Source organism: Streptomyces sp. NPDC044571 (assembly GCF_040647115.1).
Taxonomy (GTDB): domain Bacteria; phylum Actinomycetota; class Actinomycetes; order Streptomycetales; family Streptomycetaceae; genus Streptomyces.
Genome location: NZ_JBEZBN010000061.1, coordinates 15,612 through 34,052, shown reverse-complemented (window position 1 = coordinate 34,052; position 18,441 = coordinate 15,612). Strand labels below are relative to the sequence as shown.

Sequence of the window (18,441 nt, the reverse complement as noted above, 5' to 3'; positions counted from 1 at the left end):
AAGGCCATCGCGAAGCGACGCGAACGCAGTGAGCGCCCTTGACGGCCCGGACCGACACGGAAGGACAGTCGACTGACGGGACGCCCCCGAACCCCTCCGACCCCGCCTACGGGTACCTCACCCCCGCTCCAGCCGCCCCACCCGTCCCTTCTCCCCCGCCGCCCAGCAGCCCCCGTCGCCGGCGCAGTCGACGGTGTCGAACGAGCCCGGCGCCAGGGCGTGCCAGGTGCGCCCGCCGTCCGTTGTCGCGTCGGTGCCCGTCGGCCCCACCGCCAGGGCAGCGCCCCGGGTGTGCGGAAGCCAGGCCGCGCCCGAGCGGTAGGCGGGCGGCGGGGTCTGCGCCGGGCTCCACGTGCGCCCGCCGTCGGCCGACACGGACGCCGCCTTCGGCGACGCCTCGCCGGTGCGGTAGTCACCGCCGACCGCAAGGCCCGTCGTACGGTCGCGGAAGGCCAGGGCGAAGACGCCCCTGGCCGGGTCGCCCGCCGGAATGCCCGACTCGGCGACGCGCCAGGTGCGGCCGCGGTCGGCCGAGTGCAGGACCCGGCCCACGGCGCCTCCGCCCGTGGCCAGCCACACATCGCGCGACCCTGCGCTGACGAGGCACTGGCCGCTCGCCGCGAAGCCCGCCTCGCCGGGCAGAGCATCGGGCATACCCGTACTCGGCAGCACCTGCCAGCTGCGCCCGCCGTCGTCCGTCGAGAGGATGCGGAACTTCCCGTCCACCGGGTCGCTCATCGCCAGCCCGTGCCTGGAGTCGAAGAAGGTCAGGCAGTCGTAGAAGGAGCGCGGATCGGGGTTGCGGAACGTCTCGGTCCAGGTCGCACCGCCGTCCTCGGTACGCAGCACCCGCGAGGCCTCGCCCTCACCGATGGACAGGGCGACCGCGCGCCGCGCGTCGAAAGCCTCGATGTCCCGCAGCTCCAACCCCTCCGCGACCGCGCCGGGCGGCGACACATCGCGCCAGCTGCGCCCGCCGTCGACGGTGCGCAGCACCGTCCCCTTGGACCCGGCAACCCAGGCGGTGGACCTGCTGACGGCGGCCAGCCCCCGGAACCGGGCGTCCTTCCCGGTCTCCTTCACCCCCCACCCCCACCCCGCACCCAACTCACCACCACCCGCACCGGCCCACGCCGGGCCGGCCAGCACCCCCACCATCAGAGCAGCCGCGCACATGCCAACTCCCAGAAGTCTCATGGCGCGGGAAGCTAATGCACCCCGGATCCGCCGTCCAGGGTGCATCGCCGTCACCGAGTTCCAGGCTGAAGCCATGCCCTCCACCGAACCCCAACCCAAGGCCTACAACGGCCAACACATCACCGTCACCTACGAAACCGGTCGCTGCCTGCACGCCGCCGAATGCGTACGCGGCCTGCCCGAGGTGTTCGACACGGGCCTGCGCCCCTGGATACAGCCGGACGGCAGCGACCCGGAGCGGGTCGCCGAAGTGATCCGCCGCTGCCCCTCGGGCGCCCTCCAGTACCGGCTCGCCGACGGCCCGGCGGAGCAGCCGGACCGGCCGACCGCGATCGTGCGGTCGCCCGCCGGGCAGCTCGCCGTACGCGGCGAAGTGAGCGTGACAACCGCGGACGGGACCGCTCGCACCGAAACCCGGGCAGTGCTTTGCGCCTGTGGAGTGAGCGGGAACCAGCCGTTCTGCGACCACTGCGGCCCTTGCGGCGCTTCCTGAATATCCGTACCACGACACACCCCCACCGCCTCCCCACCCGCCTCGCCGATTACTCTGAGCAACCAAACAGACGCATTCCAGCCAATCGGTGACCCAGCTCACGTCACTTCGCATGCACGGATTTGCCGAATCCCGCGTCTATCCGGTTGCCGGGTTCCACCCCCCATCCCGGCCGCAGATCCGCCGCAAGGGAGCCGAGCCTTGATCACTGTTATCGAGCAGTCCGTGCAGGCCCGTCTGGTCGCCACCGCGCCGAAGGTCGAGACCGTACCCGTCACGCTCTGCTACGACCGTGCCGACCCCTTCGCCGTGCGCATGTCCTTCCCGGCCCCGGCCACGCTCGAAGGCGTCGAGGTCGCCTGGACCTTCGGGCGCGAGCTGCTGGAAGCGGGCCTGGACTGCCCGGCGGGCCACGGCGACGTACGCCTGCGCCCGTACGACACCGACCGGACCTCGATCGAGTTCCACGCACCCGAGGGCGTCGCGATCGTGCTGATGCTGACGGCCGAGCTGCAGCGGTTCCTGGAACGGGCCGCGACCGTCGTCCCGCCCGGGCTGGAGCACCTCTACCTCGACGTGGACCACAGCCTGGCCGAGCTGATGCGCGACCCCCACTGACGCCGACCGGAATATTCGCTTGCGGGCGGCTCCGGCCGCCCGTACGTTCGTCAATGCCCCATCCCCGCCGAAACGGAGCAGGACATTGCTCGTCTGAGGTCCGAGACACCGACCCCGACCGTCACCAAGGCCCGGCCACCGCCACAGGCGCCAGCCGCCCGGCCACAGGCACCAGGCGTCAAGCACCACGCCCCACGCCCCACCGTGACCGTCACTCAAACCGTCGGCTGTCTCCCCGCGTTGCACGCACCACTCACGCAACCTGGAGGCCTCCATGAGTCATCGCCATCCCCTTGCTTCCCTCACCTGCTCGGCCCTGTCCTTCGAGTGGCCGGACGGCACTCCCGTCTTCGACGACTTCCAGCTGACCGTGGGTCCCGGCCGCACCGGTCTGATCGGCCTCAACGGCAGCGGGAAGTCCACGCTCCTGAAGCTGCTCACCGGTGAACTGAGACCCACCACAGGCCAGTTGGCCGTATCCGGCACCATCGGATACCTCCCGCAGAACGTCACCCTCGACACCGCATCACGCGTGGACGAGGCCCTCGGCATCCGCGCCACCCGCGCCGCACTGCATGCGATCGAGGCCGGCGAGGCCACCGAGGCCAATTTCGCCGCCGTCGGCGACGACTGGGACGTGGAGGAACGGGCCCTGGCCACCCTCGACCAGCTCGGGCTCGCCCGGATCGACCTGGACCGCACGGTCGGCGAACTGTCGGGCGGAGAAGGAGTGTTGCTCCGGTTGGCCGCCCTGCTTCTCGCCCGCCCGGACGTGCTGCTGCTCGACGAGCCGACCAACAACCTGGACCTGCGGGCCCGGCGTCGCCTGTACGCGGCGGTCGAGTCCTGGTCCGGGGTGATGCTGCTGGTCAGCCACGACCGGGAGCTGCTGGAGCGGGTCGATCAGATCGCGGACCTGCGCGAGGGCCAAGTCCGCTGGTACGGCGGCAACTTCACCGCATACGAGGAATTGCTCGCCACCGAGCAGGAATCGGCCCAGCGCATGGTGCGGGTCGCGGAGGCCGACGTACAGCGACAGAAACGCGAACTGGCCGACGCCCAGGTCGTCTTGGCGCGACGCAAGCGCTACGGGCAGAAGATGAACGACACCAAGCGCGAGCCGAAGATCGTCATGGGTGCCCGCAAGCGCGCGGCTCAGGAATCGGCCGGCAAGCACCGCATCATGCACACCGAAAAGTTGGCGCAGGCCAAGGAGCGGCTGGACCAGGCCGTCGAGGCGGTCCGCGACGACGACGAGATCCGGATCGAACTGCCGGCCACGCAGGTACCGCCGGGGCGCCGGGTCCTGACCTTGAGCGATCTCCACTTGGCCTACGGAGCGCGGGTCGCGGGCGAGTGGGAGGTGCGCGGCCCGGAGCGGATCGCGCTGGTGGGCGGCAACGGCTCGGGCAAGACGACCCTGCTGCGCACCATCGCCGGGCAGCTCGCACCGCTGTCCGGGGAGACCGTGGCCCATGTGCCGACCCGGTTCCTGCCGCAGCGGCTGGACGTGCTCGACCCGGACCGTTCCGTGGTGGAGAACGTGGCCCGGTTCGCTCCGCAGGCCTCGAACAACGTGATCCGGGCGCGGCTCGCACACTTCCTGTTCCGCGGCACCCGGGCGGACCAGTCGGCGGGCACCCTGTCGGGCGGCGAGCGGTTCCGCGCGGCCCTGGCGGCACTGCTCCTCGCGGAGCCGGCTCCGCAGCTGCTGATGCTGGACGAGCCGACCAACAACCTGGACCTGGCGAGCGTGCGCCAGCTGACGCGCGCCCTGGAGTCCTACGAGGGTGCGCTGCTGGTGGCGAGCCACGATCTGCCGTTCCTGGAGTCGGTGGGGATCACCCGGTGGCTGCTGCTCGACGTTGAGCTCCGACCGACCACGGCGGAGGACGTCCGGTCCCGCTTGTGGCACTGACACGGACGAGGGCCGGTCAGCCGGCAGCCGACTGACCGGCAGCTCACGGACGACTGACCGGCACACGCCGGCGATCCCCGGGCAGCTCCCAGCGGCATCACCCCGCCGCCGCCGTCAAGGCGAGGGCGCCGGGCCACCTGTCGGCGTGACTTTGGTTCCGCTTACCCGCTTCCACACCCGCACAGACTGCATAGATAACGGGATGTAACCGGTCATATGAACGCCAGGGACTTGGCGGGACTTCACGCTCCGCTTAACCTACGGGTTCGTAGGCTACGGAACCGTAGGTAATTCGCTTTGTCCCCAGGAGTACCCGTGACAATCACCTCTCCCCACCTCGGCAGCTCGGAGGCGTGGACCGACGCCAAGCTGCTGTACGCGCTGGAAGAGGTGGTCGAGAAGGAACTCAACCGCCATCTGAAGGTCACCAAGGACTGGATGCCGCACGAGTACGTCCCGTGGAGCGACGGCCGCAACTTCCCGGAGTTCTTCGAGGACGGACAGGCCTGGGACCCCGAGCAGTCCAAGGTCACCGAGATCGGCAAGATCGCGCTGGTCGTGAACCTGCTGACCGAGGACAACCTCCCCAGCTACCACCACGAGATCGCGACGCTCTTCGGCCGCAACGGCGCCTGGGGCACCTGGGTGCACCGCTGGACCGCCGAGGAGGGCCGCCACGGCATCGTGATGCGCGACTACCTGCTGGCCTCGCGCGCCGTGGACCCGGACAAGCTCGAAGTCTTCCGGATGCAGCACATGTCGGAGGGCTTCGAGTCCGACAACCGCCACTCGATGCTGCACTCGGTGGCCTATGTCGCCTTCCAGGAGCTGGCGACCCGCATCTCCCACCGCAACACCGGCCACCAGTCCGGTGACCCGGTCTGCGACCGGATGCTGGCCCGCATCGCGCAGGACGAGAACCTGCACATGATCTTCTACCGCAACCTGCTGGGCGCGGCCTTCGAGATCGCCCCGGACCTGACGATGCAGGCCGTACGGGACGTGGTGGTCAACTTCCGGATGCCCGGACACGGCATGCCCGGCTTCGAGCGGATGGCCGCCCAGATGGCGATCGGCGGGGTCTACAACCTGCGGATCCACCACGACGACGTCCTCAGCCCGGTGATCCGCTTCCTGAAGATCATGGACATCGACGGGCTCGGCCCGGACGGGCAGAAGGCCCAGGAGGAGCTCGGCCTGTACATGGACGGCCTGGACGCCGAGGCCCGCAAGTTCGACGAGCGCCTGGCCGCCCGCGCAGCCCGCCTCGCGGCCCGCAAGGGCTGAGCTGACCGGGCGCCTGCGCCCCGGCGGAGCCCCGCTCCGCCGGGGCGCAGGCACACCCCGCGTGCTCCCTGGCCCCAGCACCCTCCCTGGCTCCCCCGGGTCGGCCCGGCGGCGGTCGACGCTCGGCGGCCGCATCAGCGACGGACAAGGCGCGACACAATAAGCAGCGACCCGTCATCCGCGACCCGACCAGCCGCAGCAGCTCAACGGCGCGGACGCAGGGCGAGGCGTTCCGCCTCGGAGAGGCCGCCCCAGACGCCGAAGCGCTCGTCATTGGCCAGGGCGTACTCCAGGCATCCCGCCCGCCCCTCGCACGCCCCGCACAGCCGCTTCGCGTCCCTCAGGGACGAGCCCGGCTCCGGGAAGAAGAAGCCCGGCCCCGTCTGGGCGCAGAGGGCGAGGTCGTACCAGGCTGTGGCGGTGGCTGCAGTGGTGTTCATCGACATGCCGGTGATCCTGACCGCAGCCGATGGACGTCCGATCAACGGCTGATCAACACCCCCGCCGCCTCCACGTCACACCCCGGACGCCGGGGCACTGGCTATGACGGCGAACCGGGCGCCGTAGGGATCCGCCAGCTTGGCGAAGCGGCCGACGCCCTCCATGAAGACGGGGCTCATCCGGACCTTGCCGCCCGACTCCTCGGCCTTCGCCGCCACCACATCGCAGTCCGCGACCTCGAAGTACGGGGTCCAGTACGGCTGCTCGGTGTCCTCCACCGGGTCCGCCGCGATCGGTACCAGGCCGCCGAAGGCCTCCCCGTCCGCCGTGCCGGCCGGCTTGACCATGGTGTACGCGCCGCCCTCGAACGGCATCTCGGCCATCTCCCACCCGAAGACGGAGCGGTAGAACCCGGAGGCCGCTGCCACATCGCCGGTGTAGAGCTCGGCCCAGCACAGGGTCCCGACGTCGGTCACGGCGTCCAGGCCCTTGTTCCGCATCGGCTGCCAGGCGGCGAAGGCCACGCCGGACGGGTCGGCGAAGATCGCCATCCGGCCGAAGTCCATGACGTCCCTCGGCGGGAACGCCACCGAACCTCCCGCCTCGACCACGGCGGCCGCGGTGGCGTCCGCATCGCGCGTCTGGAAGTAAACGGTCCAGGCCGACGGGCCCTGCTCCGCCGTCACGGCCATACCGCCCGCGACCGTCTTCCCACGGAGGCGGAACATCCCGTACCCGCCGGCCTCCTCGCCTCCCGGCCGGAACTCCCAGCCGAACAGCCCGGCGTAGAAGTCCGCGGCGCCGTCCATGTCGGGCGTGCCGAGGTCCACCCAGTTCGGGGAGCCGTCCTTGTAGTCCGTGGTGAGCATGGCCCGCCTCCTTCCCTCCTCTTCGAGCATGGCACCCGCCACTGACACCGGCCGCCCCACAAACTGGACGACCGTGCGTTCGCTAAGCTGGAGCCATGGCTGACGGGCGCGTGGAGCGCGGAAACCAGACCAGGCGGACCGTCCTGGAGCACACCGTGGACATCGCCTCGGTGGACGGCCTGGAGGGCCTGTCACTGGGAAAGATCGCCACCGACCTGGGGCTCAGCAAGAGCGGCGTCTTCGCCCTCTTCGGCTCCAAGGAGGACCTCCAGCTCGCCACCGTGCGCGCCGCGGTGGCGGTCTTCGTGGAGCAGGTCGTCAAGCCCGTGCGCGACGAGCCCGCCGGTCTCGGCAAGGTCTGGCGGCTGTGCGAGCGCTGGATCGACTACTCGGGGCGGCGGGTCTTCGCGGGTGGCTGTTTCTTCTACGCCGCCTCCGCGGAGTTCGACTCGCGCCCCGGCCCCGTACGCGACGAGATCGCGAAGGCGCGCGCCGACTGGACGCAGTACGTGGAGCGGCTCCTCGACGAAGCCCGGCTCCACGGCGGCTTCCGGGCCGACGCCGGCCCGGAGGACGTACCGCAGTTGGCGTTCGAGATCATCGCGCTGATGGAGCTCGCCAACGCGCACTCCCTCCTGCACGAGGACCCGCTCGCCTACGAACGCGCGGCGCGGGGCATCCTCAACCGCCTGCGCGCGGTGGCCTCCACCCCGGACGACCTGCCGCACCGGCCCTCGCCGATGGAGCGCTGAGCCGCCCACGCGCGTCACCGCAACGACCCCGCCCACAGCAAGCACCACACCCACGCCCCCCGGCCATCGCCACGGCCACCGTCTCCGAGCGACAGCCACCGTCACCGAGCGACGGGCGCCGACTCCGCCAGGAACTCGACGGCCGCGGCGATGACTTCGGGGTCCGCGAGGATGCGGCGGTGGCCGAGCCCCTTTGTCTCGATCAGACGGGCGCGGTCCCCGTACGCCGACGCGATGCCGCGGGACTGGTCGAGCGCGGCCACATCGTCGTCGAGGTCGTGCACCAGCAGGATCTGCGCCGGAACCTGATCCGGGCGGTGGCGGGCGTCGAACCGCGGCCAGACGTCGGGCTCGTCGGGGAAGAGGTGGTCCTGGACGTACGTCCGCAGGGCGCGTTCGACGCCCGGCCCCACGTGCAGGGTGCGCCGGAAGCCGGCGAGGAGGTAGTCGAAGTCGGCGACACCGCCGACGGCGACAATCCGGTCCGCCCGGATGCCGTCCCGCAGCGTGAAGAAGGTGGCGAGCACGCCGAAGGAGTGCGCCACCACGGCCGAGAAGTCCCCGTGCTCGGCGTGCAGTCGGCGGATGATCTCGCGCTGTCTGCGGATCGTGGTGGCCCGGCCGCCGGACTCGCCGTGGCCGGGGGCGTCGAAGGAGACGACGGTGTGGCCATGGGCCCGCAGCGGCTCGATGAATCCGGCGAGGCGGGAGGCGCGCGAGGTCCACCCGTGCACCACCAGGACGGGTCGGCCGCCGTCGCCCCAGCGGTAGGTGGTGACCGGTATGCCGTCGACGGTCAGCCGTCCGATCACGGCCTCGGCCATCAGCCCGGCCTCGTCGGACCGCAGCCGGGGCCGACCGATGGGCCGCACGAACAACGCGAACGCCGCCCGCCCGGCCAAGCCCGGCGCGATCCGGGCAGCGAGATTGAGGGTCGTGCTCATGAGTGAAGACACGCGAGAAATATTAGCACGATCGTTCGTGTTCTTACTGGGAGACACGACGAGCAGAGGACCCGGCCGCCGAGCCGCCCCGACCGGCCGGTACCGCCGATGGCCGGTACCGCCGTGATCGGGGCGGTCGTGCATTTACCGGCCACCGCCATCGAGGAGGCCGGGACCCACCTCGCTGAGCGGCATCCCGGCCGGCCCCGCCTACCGTCTGCTGCCGGCCTGACGGCCCGGCCTCACTTCAGGTGCCGGCCGAAGAACCGGTTCCCGTCCTCCACCTCGAACCACGGGGTACCGGTGTGTCCGCCCGGATTGGCGTGCAGCGTCTTCTCCTTGGCGCCGAAGGCGTCGAACAGCTCCAGGGCCCGCTGCCGGGGGTTCCCTTCGTCGTCCCACTGCAGCAGGAACAGCAGCGGAACGGTGACCCGCCGGGCCTCCTCGCGCTGGGCGCGGGGCACATAACCCCCGGCGAAGAAACCGGCGGCCGCGATGCGGGGCTCGACCACCGCCAGGCGAATGCCGATGGCGGTCATCCCCGAGTACCCGACCGGGCCGCCGATCTCGGGCAGCGCGAGGAGGGCGTCCAGGGTGGTCCGCCATTCCGGGACCGCCTTTTCGACCAGCGGGCCGATGAAGGACTCGAAGATCTCGTCGACCGGCTCGCCGGCCTGCGTCGCCCGGCGGAGGTCGGCGCGAGCCTGCTCATCGACGGCGGAACGGGGCCGGTCCCCGTGCCCGGGGGCGTCGATGGCGGCCACCGCGTAGCCCGACGCCGCGGAATGCCGGGCCCGGGCCACCAGCCGTGATTCCCGCCTGTGCAAGCCGCCGTTGTGACCGATCAGGATCAGTGGGACCGGGGCGGCGGATTCAGGCGTCCACAAGGTGCCGGGGATCTCGCCGAGGGTGAATTCGCGTGCGAGGACGCCGTCGTCGAGGCGCTGCTCGGAAGTGAAGTGCACGTCGTGCCTTTCGGGAGTGCTGGAACGGCGCTCCCGGACGACCTATCGCCCGACCGTGACCCCGGAGGAGAGCACCCATGTCGATACAGCGTTCACGGGTACCACCTCCTCGTTCTCTCGCACGGCCTCCGGAAACGTAGCAGTGGCCGCCGTGCTGCGCCAAGCAGGTTTTCGCAGAGGCTCCGTCACCGCCGACACGGTGATCGGGTTCGGATAGCGTCTGCGCCTGGAGACTTCACCAGGGGGATGGGATGAAAGCAGAGACCGTCACCGCGATATGCGCGGTCGTGATCGCTGTCGGGTCGCTGGTCGTCTCGGCCTACCAGGCACACGCCACACGGCAGCACAACCGCCACTCGGTGCGCCCGATACTCCAACTGCACCGCGGCTGGCCGAAGGGAGGCAGAGCAGGAATCCGGCTCGTCAACTCCGGGCTCGGCCCGGCGGTCATCGTCGACAGCACGCTCGCCGTCGACGGCGAGGTGATCGGCTCCTGGAACGCACCCGGTGTCGACCGCGTCCGTGCCCGCCTGTCGGTGCGCCCGTCTGCGGTGACCTTCAACGAGGGAGAGGTCATCGCCACCGATTACGAGCAGTACCTGTTGGGTGTCGCAGACTACGACCCCCAGTTGCACGCCGAGGTCGAGGACCTGATCAACCGGCGGCTCACGCTCAAGATCCGCTACGAGTCCCTGTACGGCGGCGAGGGATACACGGCCGTCCTGCGCCCCGTCCCTTGATCGGGCGGGCGCGGGCGGGACCAGCACGGTAAGGACCAGCAGGCGGGCAGGACCAGCAGGCGGTCAGTCCTTGTCGTCGTTCTTCGCGCGGCTGGGTTGGACGCGCTTCGGTTCGCCCGGCATCTTCGGGTAGTCCGGGGGGTACGGCATATCGCCCAGGCCGTGGTCCTGTTCGAGGCGGGCCGCGAGTTCCAGGGCTGCGTCGAGGGTGAAGGCGTGGTCGTCCATGTCCGCGTGGAGGTCCCCCAGTTCGGCATAGCGCGCAGGCATGGTGACGATGTCGAAGTCGCGGGGTTCGGCCGAGTCGATCTCGTCCCAGCGCAGCGGGGCCGACACCGGGGCGTGCGGGCGGGGGCGTACGGAGTACGCGGATGCGATCGTGCGGTCCCTGGCCGTCTGGTTGTAGTCGACGAAGATACGCTCGCCGCGCTCCTCCTTCCACCAAGCCGTCGTGACCTTGCCCGGCATGCGGTGTTCCAGTTCCCGGCCGATCGCGATCGCGCACCGTCTCACCTCGGTGAACGTCCAACGCGGCTCGATCGGCACGAAGACGTGCAGCCCGCGCCCGCCGGAGGTCTTCGGCCAGCCGCGCAGTCCGAGTTCCTCCAGTACGTCGCGCAGCTCGTGGGCGGCGATCACCGCATGGCGGTAGTCGGTGCCCGGCTGCGGGTCCAGGTCGATGCGCAGTTCGTCGGGCCGGTCGGTGTCCTCGCGGCGTACCGGCCAGGGGTGGAAGGTGAGGCAGCCCAGGTTCGCCGCCCACAGCACGGCGGCCGGTTCGGTCGGGCAGATCTCGTCGGCCGTGCGCCCGCTGGGGAAGGCGATGTGGGCGGTCGGGATCCAGTCCGGCAGGTTCTTCGGGGCCCGCTTCTGGAAGAAGGACTCGCCCTCGACCCCGTCGGGATAGCGCTCCAGGGTGGTGGGGCGGTTGCGCAGGGCCCGGGTGACGCCGTCCGCGACCGCCAGGTAGTAGCGGGCCACGTCCCCCTTGGTGAGGCCGCGCTCCGGGAAGTACACCTTGTCCGGGTTGGACAGCCGTACCGTCCGTCCGCCCGCGTCCAGCTCGATCGCATTACCGGATGCACCCATGTGGGCCACGGTAGGCGGGGCCGGCCCGGGGCGCATACCGGGCGGGGCCGGACGTACCACCGCAGAATCGAAGACATGGACCTGCCGGTGATGCCGCCCGTGAAACCGATGCTCGCCAAGTCGGTGGCCAAGATTCCGCCGGGCATGCAGTACGAGGCCAAGTGGGACGGCTTCCGGGCCATCGTGCACCGCGACGGCGACGAGGTGGAGATCGGCAGCCGCACCGGGAAGACGCTGACCCGGTACTTCCCGGAGCTGGTGACCGCCTTGAGGGACAATCTCCCCGACCGCTGCGTGGTGGACGGCGAGATCGTCATCGTGCACGGCGGGCGGCTGGACTTCGACCGGCTGACCGAGCGGATCCACCCCGCCCGGTCCCGGGTCGAGCTGCTCGCCGCGACGACCCCCGCCAGTTTCATCGCCTTCGATCTGCTCGCCCTCGGCGACGAGGCGCTCCTCGACACCCCGCTCGCCGACCGCCGTACCGCCCTCGTCGACGCCCTTTCCACCGCTCGGCCCCCCGTTCATCTCGCGCCCGCGACCACCGATCCCGCACTGGCGCAGGAGTGGTTCGAGCAGTTCGAGGGCGCCGGACTCGACGGGGTGATCGCCAAACCGCTCCATCTCCCCTACCGGCCCGACGCGCGCCTCATGTTCAAGATCAAGCACGAGCGTACGGCCGACGTCGTCATCGCAGGATTCCGTTTCCACAAGAGCGGTCCGATTGTCGGATCGCTCCTGCTCGGCCTCCACGACGCCCACGGCGCCCTCCAGCACGTCGGCGTGTGCGCCGCCTTCCCCATGAGGCGCCGCGCCGAGCTGGTGGACGAGCTGGCCCCCCTGCGGATGGCCGACGTCGAGGGGCACCCGTGGGCCGCCTGGGCCGAGGAGGCCGCGCACGAGGGTGCCCGGCTGCCCGGCGCGCAGAGCCGCTGGACGGGGAAGAAGGACCTCTCGTGGGTGCCGCTGCGTCCGGAACGCGTCTGCGAGGTGGCGTACGACCACATGGAGGGCGACCGCTTCCGGCACACGGCCCAGTTCCGCCGCTGGCGGCCCGACCGGACGCCGGAGAGCTGCACGTACGCCCAGCTGGAGGAGGTCGTCCACTACGACCTGGCCGAGGTGCTCGGCGGCGGCCCCGGCGCCACCGCCCCGCTCCCCTGAGCCACGCGCACGCAGCCTCACCCCGCCGTCAGCTTCTCCCACTCCTCCCGGTCCGGCCCCACCGCATGCGGTACGTAGCCCGGCCTGGCCGCCAGCCAGCGCGCCACCCGGGCCCGTACCTCCGGGTCCGCGTACGCCCGCTCCGGCCGCTCGGCGAGGTGGCGGACCCTGGCCCGGGCCCGCATCACCTCGGGGTCCTCCAGCGCGCACTCGAACAGCGCGGCCATCTCGCGCGCCGGGCCCGGCCGCCCGGCCCGCGCCGCGAACCGCTCGCCGACAGCCGTGTCCGCCACGACCTGGAAGTCGAACCACGGCTTCAGGGTCCGCACCGCCCACGCGTGGTACTCGGTGGCGAACCGCGCCGATCCGGGATCCCGGTCCGCCGTCCGGGCCACCCTCAGGGCCGCCCACAGGGCGAGCGAAATGCCTTGCCCCAGCGTCGGATTGGTGTGCGTCAGCGCGTCTCCGACCGGCACGAGCCCGGTCACCACCGGCCCCTGCTCGTCCACCAGTGCGCTCCACCGGTTGTCCAGGCCCGCCGCCGCCAGGACGCCCGACAGCGGGTCGGCCCCCAGCCCCAGCCAGGCCTCGCCGGGCGGAAAGGAGCGCGCGGCGGCCTCGAAGACGGCGGGATCGCGCAGCGCCGCACGGGTCGTGTCCTCCGTGTGGACGAGCAGCGTCACGGCGAACACCCCGTTGTCGGCCGGGAAGACGGCACACCCGGCGAAGGGCCCCCCGGTCACCGTCCACGGCCGCCGCGGCCCCTCCTCCATCCCCTCGGGCAGCCGGTACCAGCGGCAGAAGTACGCCAGCCCCGTGCGGTGGCGTTCCACCACGGCCGGCCGGCAGCCCGCCGCGGCCAGCCACCGCTCGGCGCCACCACGCCGCCCGCCCGCGTCCACGACGAGGTCGCACGGGTACGCACCGGCCTGCGTGGCCACCCCCGTCACCCGGACCCCGAAGGCCCCGGGACCGGGCGCCGTCGTCAGACCGGTCACCGGCTCCCCGTGGTGCACCACCGCGCCCGGTTCGGCGCGCAGGGCGCTGACCAGGGCGCTCTCCAGCACGATGCGCCGGGCGTGGAGCATCACGAGGTCCTCGTCGCCGGCGCGCACGGAGGGGCGTACGTCGAACCAGTCCAGCTCGTGCCGCTCCCGGGCGCCGAGCCTCAGCATCTCCCGGTGGACGTCGGGAAGTTCCTCGCGCAGGACGGCGCGGGCGGCGCCGAGCAGGACGTGCGGCTGGTTCGCCTGGGGGACGCCGGGCCGGCGCCAGCCGAAGAAGTCCCGGTCGAGGGCGGTGCCCGGGGCACGCACCTCCCGTTCGAACAGCTCGACGGTGTGTCCGTGCCGTGCCGCGAGCAGCGCGGTCGCAAGCCCTCCGACACCCCCGCCGATGACCAGCACACGTGCCATTGCGCCCCCCGAGTCCCGAGCCGGTGAACCGTACGACGATCTGACCGCCCAGAGCCTGCACCCCGGGGACCTGGCCGAAACCCGCACACATGTCCGCTACGTCGGCCCGTCAGGCCCCGCCGCGGCTCGCCCGGTACGCCGCGACGGCCCGCCGGGTCTGCGCTTCGACCAGGTCGGCGTTGATCGCCACGGCGGCCCGCACCCCGGCTGCGGCCGCCCCGCTCAGCTGGTCCATCGGGTTCACCACGTTCCCCGCCGCCCACACGCCCCGCAGGGCGGTGGCTCCGGTGACGGGGTCCGCATCCACGCAGGTGCCGACCGCCACGCCGTCCCGCTCCACGGTGGTCAGGGGGAGGCCGAGGCTCGCCGCCACCCCGGCGCGGGCTTCGAACCACGGCGCCACCACCACGGCCGCGCAGTCCACCGACCCGCCGCCCGCCAGCCGCACCCCGACCAGCCGACGTCCGCCGCGGCCGTCACCACCGCCACGGCCGTCCCCCTCCGCGTCCCCCTCCCCGGCGACCACCAGGCCGGTCACCTCGCCCTCCACCACCGCAACGCCCAGCGCGGCCAGCAGCTCCCGGTCCTCGCCCGTGGGCGTCCAGGTGTGGGCCAGCAGCGTCACCCGGTCGCTCCACTGCCGCCACAGCTGCGCCTGCTGCACCGCCGTCGGCCCGGTCGCCAGCACGGCGAGCGGCATGCCGCCGAGCTCCCAGCCGTGGCAGTACGGACAGTGCAGCACCTCCCGTCCCCAGCGCTCCGCCAGCCCCGGCAGCTCCGGCAGCCGGTCCTCCAGGCCGGTGGCGAGCAGGAGCCGGCCGGCCCGCACGGCGCCGCCGTCGGCGCACCGCACCAGGAAGCCGCCCTCGGGCAGCGGATCGGCCGCGACGGCCGTGCCGGCCGCCCCGGACCGGATCACGCCGCCGTATCCGGCGACCTCCCTGCGCCCGCCGGCCAGCAGCTCCCCGGGGCTCGCCCCGTCCCGGCCGAGGTAGCCGTGCAGATGGGCGGCCGGGGCGTTGCGGGGGCGGCCGGAGTCGAGCACCATCACCGAACGCCGGGCCCGTGCCAGGGTCAGCGCCCCGGCGAGTCCGGCGGCGCCACCGCCCACGACCACCACGTCGAACTGCTGCGTGCTTGCGTTGTCCATACCGGCGAGGGTGGGCCCGTACACCCCGGCTTGACAAATGATGTTGCCAAACCGGCAAATGGAGTCATGCCCGCTCAGGACCCCGCGCACCCGGAGCACACGGAGCACCCCGAGGAACATCCGCCGCGGCGGGACGAAGGGCTCGCGGACGTGCTCACCGCCGTGGGCCCGCGGCTGCGCGCGCTGCGCCGGCAGCGCGGGACCACCCTGGCCCAGCTCAGCGAGGCCACCGGGATCTCGCTCTCCACGCTGTCCCGGCTGGAGTCCGGGCAGCGCCGGCCGACGCTGGAGCTGCTGCTCCCGCTGGCCAAGGCCCACCGGGTCGCGCTGGACGAGCTGGTGGGCGCGCCGGAGACGGGCGATCCGCGGATCCGCCCGCGCCCCTTCGTCCGGCACGGCAGCACCTATGTGCCGCTCACCCGCAGCTTCGGCGGGGTACACGCCTTCAAGCAGGTCATGCCGCCCGTCGAGGGCACCCCGCCCGAGCCGGAGCTGAAGGTCCACGAGGGCTACGAGTGGCTGTACGTGCTCTCCGGCCGGATCCGGCTGCTCCTCGGCGAGCACGACCTGGTCCTCACCGCCGGGGAAGTGGCGGAATTCGACACCCGCACCCCGCACGCCTTCTTCAACGCGGGGCCGCAACCCGCCGAGTGCATCAGTCTCTTCGGCCCGCAGGGCGAACGCATCCACGTCCGCGCCAGGCCGACCACCCGATCAAAAGACGGAAAAGGAAAGCCCCGATGACGACGAAGCCGAACCAGCGCCCCGAACGAGCCGTCCCCCAGCCCAACGCCGTCGTCGGCGTCGGCCTGGTCGTGGCCGACGCCGACGGGCGCGTACTCCTCGGCCAGGCACACGACGGCCGCTGGGAGCTGCCCGGCGGCAAGGTCGACCCCGGGGAGGGCTTCGAGCAGGCAGCAGCCCGCGAGCTGGGGGAGGAAACGGATCTGCGGGCGGATCCCGAGAACATCCGGATCCTGGCCGTCCAGATCGACGCGAAGGCCGGGATGACCCGCCTGACCGCGGCCGCCGTCACCACCGCCGCGCAGGGCACCCCCAAGGTCACCGAGCCACACAAGATCGTCCGCTGGGAGTGGTTCGCCCCGGCCGAGATCCCCCATGCCCTCTACGCCCCTTCGGCGGCGGTCCTGCGCACCTGGCGCCCCGAGCTCGCCCCGACCCTGCCGCCCGTGCCCTCGTACGACTACCCGGCGACCAACGGCCGTTAGCCCGGCCCCGCCCGCCCTGCCCCACCCCGTCCCGCCCGCCCCGCCCGCCCCGCCCGGCCCGCCCACCCGGGGCGCGGCTACACCCCCGCCGGCGCCCGCGGTGCGAAGTTGCCCTCGCGCAGGTCCTCCGCCAGCAGGCGCTTCGCGATCGCGTCCGCGGCCACCCGCAGCTCCTCGCTCCGCGGGCGGCCGCGGTCCTTCTCCAGCTGGTCCCCGAGCCAGTCCCCCCACGCCTTGGAGATCGCCGCGGCCTCGCGCTCCCCCGGCGGGGTGAGGGCGAGGAAGTTACCGTCCCGGGTCAGGTAGCCCTCCTCCACCATCCGGTCGAAGACGGGCAGCAGCACCTCGGGGGGAAGGGACCGGCGGGAGGCGATGAGCCCGAGGCTGGCGTAGCCGACCGTGCGGTGCATGAGTTCCACCTGCATGACGGCCCAGGCGCCCGCCATGTCCAGCCGCGTGTCCGCGTTCCGCACGAGCTGCCGGGCGGTCTCGGGCCCCATGCCCCGGAGGAGCTTGCCGACCGCGAGTTCGAGCACCTTGGCCGGGTCGCCGGTGGCCGTGGTCGGCGAGGCGAAGCCGTCGCCCATGTCCATGGAGCCGGCCCGGACGGTGTCGCGCAGCCGGACCTGCCTGAGGAAGAGCGCGACGACGAACCCGAAGAGCGCCACCGGTACCGTCCACAGGAACACCGTGTGCAGCGCCTGCTCGTACGCCGCGATGATCGGGCCGGCCGCCGCGGGATCCAGCCGGTGGACCCCCTCGGGGCTCTGGGCCGCCGTCCCCAGCCGGGCCGGGTCGGCTCCCGTGGCGCGCGCCGCCTCCCCGACGGCCCGTTCCAGCCCGGGCCCGAGGTGGTTGGCGTAGATCGTCCCGAACACGGCGGTCCCGAACGAGCTGCCGAGCGTACGGAAGAAGGTGACGCCCGAGGTGGCCGTGCCCAGGTCGGCGTAGTCCACGGTGTTCTGCACGGCGATCGTCAGCACCTGCATGCACAGGCCGACACCGGCTCCGAACACGAACATGTACAGCGATTCCCGCCAGGTGCCGGTCCCCGGGCCCATCCGCGACATCAGGTACAGGCCCACGGCCATCACCAGGCAGCCCACGATGGGGAAGACCCGGTACTGCCCCGTCCTGCCGGTGACGGTGCCGCTGAAGACGGACGCCATCAGCAGGCCGACGACCATGGGCAGCGTCCGCACGCCCGAGATCGTGGCCGAGTCGCCGTCCACGTACTGGAGGTAGGTCGGCAGGAAGGTCATCGCGCCGAGCATCGCGAACCCGACCACGAAACTGAGGACCGAGCAGACGCCGAAGACGGGGGTGCGGAAGAGCCGCATCGGCAGCATCGGCTCCGCGGCCCGCGTCTCGGCCAGGCAGAACAGCACGAGGGCCAGGGTGCCGCCCGCGAAGAGGCCGATGATGACCGGCGAGTTCCAGGCGTACTGGTTCCCGCCCCAGCTGGTGGCCAGGATCAGCGCGCCGGAGCCCACCGTGACCAGCGCGATGCCGAGGTAGTCGATGACGGGGCGGCCGTCGGCCCGTACGGAGGGAATGGTGCGGGCCGCCGCGACCACCACCAGGATCGCGATAGGGACGTTCACGTAGAACGCCCAGCGCCAGCTCAGCTCGTCGGTGAAGACCCCGCCGAGCAGCGGCCCGATGACGGTCGCGACGCCGAAGACGGCGCCGATCGCCCCCTGGTACGTGCCGCGTTCGCGCAGCGGCACCACGTCGGCGATGAGCGCCATCGAGGTGACCATGAGTCCGCCGGCGCCGACTCCCTGCACCCCGCGCCACAGGATGAGCAGGGTCATGTTGCCGGCCAGACCGCAGAGGAACGAGCCGGCGATGAAGACGATCGCCGAGATCTGGAAGATCCGCTTCCGGCCGAAGAGGTCGCCGAACCTGCCCACCAGCACGGTGGAGACCGTCTCCAGGAGGAGGTACGAGGTGACCACCCACGACATGTGGTCCCCGCCGCCGAGGTCCCCCACGATCGTGGGCAGGGCGGTTCCCACGATCGTCTGGTCGAGCGCCGCGAGCAGGACGCCCAGCATGATCGTGCCGAAGACGACGTTGCGCCGCCGCCGGTCGAGCACGGGGGGCGCCGCGGCTGCAGGGGGAGCCGTGGTGGTCACACTCGCACTCTCACAGCGTCCCCGCCCCG

General features: G+C 72.1%; 18 protein-coding genes. 9 read left to right on the top strand and 9 right to left on the bottom strand.

The genetic code is table 11. The features are described 5' to 3' along the window. Positions 1-117 precede the first annotated feature (117 nt). Entirely contained in the window at positions 118-1,176 is a 1,059-nt protein-coding gene (locus AB0B01_RS26210) for an oxidoreductase (RefSeq protein ID WP_361723813.1), read from the bottom strand. Between the two features lie 94 nt (positions 1,177-1,270). Here AB0B01_RS26210 and AB0B01_RS26205 point away from each other — a divergent pair, with 94 nt between their 5' ends. The 4 genes from AB0B01_RS26205 to AB0B01_RS26190 all read left to right on the top strand — a co-directional run bounded on the left by AB0B01_RS26205 (position 1,271) and on the right by AB0B01_RS26190 (position 5,513). Further along, a complete protein-coding gene (locus AB0B01_RS26205; RefSeq protein ID WP_361723810.1) occupies positions 1,271-1,690 on the top strand; it encodes a (4Fe-4S)-binding protein in 420 nt (139 codons plus the stop codon). 201 nt (positions 1,691-1,891) lie between these two features. Further along, positions 1,892-2,308, top strand: a complete 417-nt coding sequence (locus AB0B01_RS26200) for an SsgA family sporulation/cell division regulator (protein WP_361723807.1) — start codon at positions 1,892-1,894, stop codon at positions 2,306-2,308. 274 nt (positions 2,309-2,582) lie between these two features. Further along, on the top strand, positions 2,583-4,226 hold the full coding sequence (locus AB0B01_RS26195; protein ID WP_361723804.1) for an ABC-F family ATP-binding cassette domain-containing protein: 1,644 nt from the start codon (positions 2,583-2,585) through the stop codon (positions 4,224-4,226). Between the two features lie 315 nt (positions 4,227-4,541). After that, entirely contained in the window at positions 4,542-5,513 is a 972-nt protein-coding gene (locus AB0B01_RS26190; protein WP_361723801.1) for an acyl-ACP desaturase, read from the top strand. A gap of 203 nt (positions 5,514-5,716) precedes the next feature. On the opposite strand, the gene AB0B01_RS26185 is transcribed toward AB0B01_RS26190, so the two are convergent. Together AB0B01_RS26185 and AB0B01_RS26180 are read right to left on the bottom strand one after the other, a co-directional pair. After that, positions 5,717-5,959 carry a WhiB family transcriptional regulator gene (locus AB0B01_RS26185; RefSeq protein ID WP_356846271.1) on the bottom strand — a complete coding sequence of 81 codons (243 nt, stop codon included), beginning with the start codon at positions 5,957-5,959 and terminating at the stop codon, positions 5,717-5,719. Positions 5,960-6,028: 69 nt separating this feature from the next. Next, positions 6,029-6,823, bottom strand: coding sequence for a VOC family protein (locus AB0B01_RS26180; RefSeq protein WP_361723797.1), 795 nt, complete (start codon positions 6,821-6,823; stop codon positions 6,029-6,031). 95 nt (positions 6,824-6,918) lie between these two features. Here AB0B01_RS26180 and AB0B01_RS26175 point away from each other — a divergent pair, with 95 nt between their 5' ends. Then, positions 6,919-7,575 carry a TetR/AcrR family transcriptional regulator gene (locus tag AB0B01_RS26175; RefSeq protein WP_361723794.1) on the top strand — a complete coding sequence of 219 codons (657 nt, stop codon included), beginning with the start codon at positions 6,919-6,921 and terminating at the stop codon, positions 7,573-7,575. A 101-nt stretch (positions 7,576-7,676) separates the two neighbouring features. Here AB0B01_RS26175 and AB0B01_RS26170 read toward each other — a convergent pair whose 3' ends face one another. Both AB0B01_RS26170 and AB0B01_RS26165 read right to left on the bottom strand, forming a co-directional pair. Then, positions 7,677-8,531, bottom strand: coding sequence for an alpha/beta hydrolase (locus tag AB0B01_RS26170; protein ID WP_361723791.1), 855 nt, complete (start codon positions 8,529-8,531; stop codon positions 7,677-7,679). Positions 8,532-8,761: 230 nt separating this feature from the next. Beyond that, complete coding sequence (locus tag AB0B01_RS26165) at positions 8,762-9,484, bottom strand: alpha/beta hydrolase (RefSeq protein ID WP_361723788.1); 723 nt, start codon at positions 9,482-9,484, stop codon at positions 8,762-8,764. 251 nt (positions 9,485-9,735) lie between these two features. Between AB0B01_RS26165 and AB0B01_RS26160 the strand changes: the two genes are divergently transcribed. Beyond that, complete coding sequence (locus tag AB0B01_RS26160; protein ID WP_361723785.1) at positions 9,736-10,224, top strand: hypothetical protein; 489 nt, start codon at positions 9,736-9,738, stop codon at positions 10,222-10,224. Positions 10,225-10,287: 63 nt separating this feature from the next. On the opposite strand, the gene ligD is transcribed toward AB0B01_RS26160, so the two are convergent. Continuing rightward, on the bottom strand, positions 10,288-11,313 hold the full coding sequence (gene ligD, locus AB0B01_RS26155) for a non-homologous end-joining DNA ligase (protein WP_361723782.1): 1,026 nt from the start codon (positions 11,311-11,313) through the stop codon (positions 10,288-10,290). A 75-nt stretch (positions 11,314-11,388) separates the two neighbouring features. Between ligD and AB0B01_RS26150 the strand changes: the two genes are divergently transcribed. Further along, the gene (locus tag AB0B01_RS26150; RefSeq protein WP_361723779.1) at positions 11,389-12,477 is read left to right on the top strand and encodes an ATP-dependent DNA ligase; all 1,089 of its coding nucleotides are present in this window, start codon (positions 11,389-11,391) and stop codon (positions 12,475-12,477) included. Between the two features lie 17 nt (positions 12,478-12,494). On the opposite strand, the gene AB0B01_RS26145 is transcribed toward AB0B01_RS26150, so the two are convergent. Continuing rightward, entirely contained in the window at positions 12,495-13,892 is a 1,398-nt protein-coding gene (locus AB0B01_RS26145; protein WP_361723776.1) for an NAD(P)-binding protein, read from the bottom strand. A 109-nt stretch (positions 13,893-14,001) separates the two neighbouring features. Continuing rightward, positions 14,002-15,042 (bottom strand): FAD-dependent oxidoreductase, encoded by a 1,041-nt coding sequence (locus AB0B01_RS26140; protein WP_361723773.1) that lies wholly within the window; start codon positions 15,040-15,042, stop codon positions 14,002-14,004. 66 nt (positions 15,043-15,108) lie between these two features. Between AB0B01_RS26140 and AB0B01_RS26135 the strand changes: the two genes are divergently transcribed. Together AB0B01_RS26135 and AB0B01_RS26130 are read left to right on the top strand one after the other, a co-directional pair. Then, entirely contained in the window at positions 15,109-15,786 is a 678-nt protein-coding gene (locus AB0B01_RS26135) for an XRE family transcriptional regulator (protein WP_361723770.1), read from the top strand. After that, on the top strand, positions 15,783-16,271 hold the full coding sequence (locus AB0B01_RS26130; RefSeq protein WP_361723767.1) for an NUDIX hydrolase: 489 nt from the start codon (positions 15,783-15,785) through the stop codon (positions 16,269-16,271). Before AB0B01_RS26135 ends, AB0B01_RS26130 begins: the two co-directional genes overlap by 4 nt. A gap of 77 nt (positions 16,272-16,348) precedes the next feature. On the opposite strand, the gene AB0B01_RS26125 is transcribed toward AB0B01_RS26130, so the two are convergent. After that, positions 16,349-18,331, bottom strand: a complete 1,983-nt coding sequence (locus AB0B01_RS26125; protein WP_361723816.1) for an MDR family MFS transporter — start codon at positions 18,329-18,331, stop codon at positions 16,349-16,351. Between the last annotated feature and the right edge of the window lie 110 nt (positions 18,332-18,441).

Coding starts and splice junctions, on each gene's coding strand:
- AB0B01_RS26195 (WP_361723804.1), top strand. CDS start 2,583: ATGAGTCATCGCCATCCCCTTGCTTCCCTCACCTGCTCGGCCCTGTCC.
- AB0B01_RS26175 (WP_361723794.1), top strand. CDS start 6,919: ATGGCTGACGGGCGCGTGGAGCGCGGAAACCAGACCAGGCGGACCGTC.
- AB0B01_RS26140 (WP_361723773.1), bottom strand. CDS start 15,042: ATGGACAACGCAAGCACGCAGCAGTTCGACGTGGTGGTCGTGGGCGGT.
- AB0B01_RS26180 (WP_361723797.1), bottom strand. CDS start 6,823: ATGCTCACCACGGACTACAAGGACGGCTCCCCGAACTGGGTGGACCTC.
- AB0B01_RS26145 (WP_361723776.1), bottom strand. CDS start 13,892: ATGGCACGTGTGCTGGTCATCGGCGGGGGTGTCGGAGGGCTTGCGACC.
- AB0B01_RS26185 (WP_356846271.1), bottom strand. CDS start 5,959: ATGTCGATGAACACCACTGCAGCCACCGCCACAGCCTGGTACGACCTC.
- AB0B01_RS26130 (WP_361723767.1), top strand. CDS start 15,783: ATGACGACGAAGCCGAACCAGCGCCCCGAACGAGCCGTCCCCCAGCCC.
- AB0B01_RS26135 (WP_361723770.1), top strand. CDS start 15,109: ATGCCCGCTCAGGACCCCGCGCACCCGGAGCACACGGAGCACCCCGAG.
- AB0B01_RS26210 (WP_361723813.1), bottom strand. CDS start 1,176: ATGTGCGCGGCTGCTCTGATGGTGGGGGTGCTGGCCGGCCCGGCGTGG.
- AB0B01_RS26205 (WP_361723810.1), top strand. CDS start 1,271: ATGCCCTCCACCGAACCCCAACCCAAGGCCTACAACGGCCAACACATC.
- AB0B01_RS26125 (WP_361723816.1), bottom strand. CDS start 18,331: ATGCTGGGCGTCCTGCTCGCGGCGCTCGACCAGACGATCGTGGGAACC.
- AB0B01_RS26150 (WP_361723779.1), top strand. CDS start 11,389: ATGGACCTGCCGGTGATGCCGCCCGTGAAACCGATGCTCGCCAAGTCG.
- AB0B01_RS26160 (WP_361723785.1), top strand. CDS start 9,736: ATGAAAGCAGAGACCGTCACCGCGATATGCGCGGTCGTGATCGCTGTC.
- ligD (WP_361723782.1), bottom strand. CDS start 11,313: ATGGGTGCATCCGGTAATGCGATCGAGCTGGACGCGGGCGGACGGACG.